Source organism: Brachyspira sp., from assembly GCF_050873525.1.
Classification (GTDB): Bacteria; Spirochaetota; Brachyspiria; order Brachyspirales; family Brachyspiraceae; genus Brachyspira.
Genome location: NZ_JBNMIZ010000329.1, coordinates 1 through 1,770 on the forward strand (window position 1 = coordinate 1; position 1,770 = coordinate 1,770).

The window sequence follows — 1,770 nt, forward strand, 5'->3', positions numbered from 1 at the left end:
CTATAATATAGGATAACAAATTTTTTAAAAAAGTCAAGTAAAATTTTATATTTTTTAAAGAAAAAATATAAAATGAATAGAAATTCTATAGAAATTGTATAAAGTTATGAATATAGTTAACATAATTGCAAATATTTTTGATTTTTTTAAATTAAAATAAAAATAAATTCGGACTTAAACTCTCAAATAAAAATTTAAGAAATAGTTTTTATAATTTATTCAATTTCCCAATCGAAGCCTGCTGACAAATATCAATATATCTTTTGTCTCTCAATTTTTTTTCTATGGCGACAATTCCTTCGTAATAATGAATCGAATAAGCCGACTCGGTAAAAGAATTTGCCTCCAAATCGTCACCTTCCAAAGTCCAATAAGCGTTTAGATAATCAATCAATTTTTTTGTATATTCTATAAACGATGTCTTAAAATTACCGCTCAAATTAGCCCAATAAGAAGTATAAATATCCTCGCAAAAATATAAACCGCCGTCTTTTATATGCTCGAACATTTCCTCGAATGTTATTATCTGTTCCGTTGGAATATGCCCGCCGTCATCGATGAGTATGTCTAATTTTGGAATTTCTTTTTTTAATTCTTTCAAAAAATTTCTGTCGGATTGCGAACCGATAAAAATTTTTATTCCATCTCCTTCAAATTTTTTGCATCTTTCTTTTATATCGATTCCGTAAATATTCACTTTAGCTTTCGGGTTTAATTTACTAAAATAATTTTTCCACATTTTGAGCGAACCGCCGTAGCCGACTCCAATCTCAAGTAAATTAATATCTTTTCCTCTATATTTTGAAAAATGACTTTCGTATATATCGAAATAAGGTAGATGTTTAAAAATCGCTTCGTCTCTATTATTCAAAAAATAATTATGCAAATCGGATTTATTTTTATTTTCTTCGTTTATCAAAATACTTTTTATTGTTTCTCTTTTTTTATCGTCTTCTTCGGAATTTCCGTTTATCATAAAAGTATTTCTACTGACTTTAGTTTTTATTTTATTCATATTATATATAAGAATATCATCCATAAAATTAATAAATCTTACGGATGATATTATTCTTTAAGTTAAAATTGGTAATGTAATATAGTAAATATTCTACTTGTTTTTAATATCTTTATAGAATTTTAATAAATCGCATAAAGCTTTCGCCTGATTTTTATTAAAATCCTTTTTATTAAGAGGATAATAATTATTATTCCTGCTAACATATCTTACATTTACCGCGAATTTATTATCTTCGATTAATTTAATAAGCGAGTCTATTTCGTTATCCGATAATCTATACTGCCTTCTTACTATAGTTTTTAACTTCCTCAAATGAATAGTGGCATCGCTGTCGGTAAATAGACTTTCTCTGTCTGCGGCGGCATTAAGATTAAAAGTCACGCTATTACTTCCGCTTTTATCGGAAAATATAACCGAATTAAAGTTCGCGCCCGCATCGTTTGCATCCGTATTCAAATCAAACACGAGCCAGCATGATTTGGCGTTGTTTCTATAATATACATTTGTGTATATTATATATCCCCATGCCGATGTCAAAGTGTCGACTCCTCTTGCGGTATGATACATCTCTATACTCCTAGATAAATCATCCACCTTATACAGATTACTTGGAGCTTTTATCTCATTGTTAAAAGCGAATACCATTGTTGAAAATGATACGAATACGATAATGAAGCTCAACATCCTTGTTCTCATTGTTGTCCTCCCTTTCTTTAATTTAAGATTGTTATTTATATTATATAGTATAGTCA

The 1,770-nt window shown here is 28.3% G+C and carries 2 protein-coding genes; both read right to left on the bottom strand.

Annotation, left to right across the window (positions count from 1 at the left end; translation table 11 throughout):
- Positions 1–208 precede the first annotated feature (208 nt).
- Positions 209–1,015: a class I SAM-dependent methyltransferase gene (locus ACR0QS_RS13105; RefSeq protein WP_432633897.1), complete on the bottom strand. Its 807-nt coding sequence runs from the start codon at positions 1,013–1,015 to the stop codon at positions 209–211.
- A 93-nt stretch (positions 1,016–1,108) separates the two neighbouring features.
- Positions 1,109–1,714, bottom strand: a complete 606-nt coding sequence (locus ACR0QS_RS13110) for a hypothetical protein (RefSeq protein ID WP_432633898.1) — start codon at positions 1,712–1,714, stop codon at positions 1,109–1,111.
- Positions 1,715–1,770: the final 56 nt, after the last annotated feature.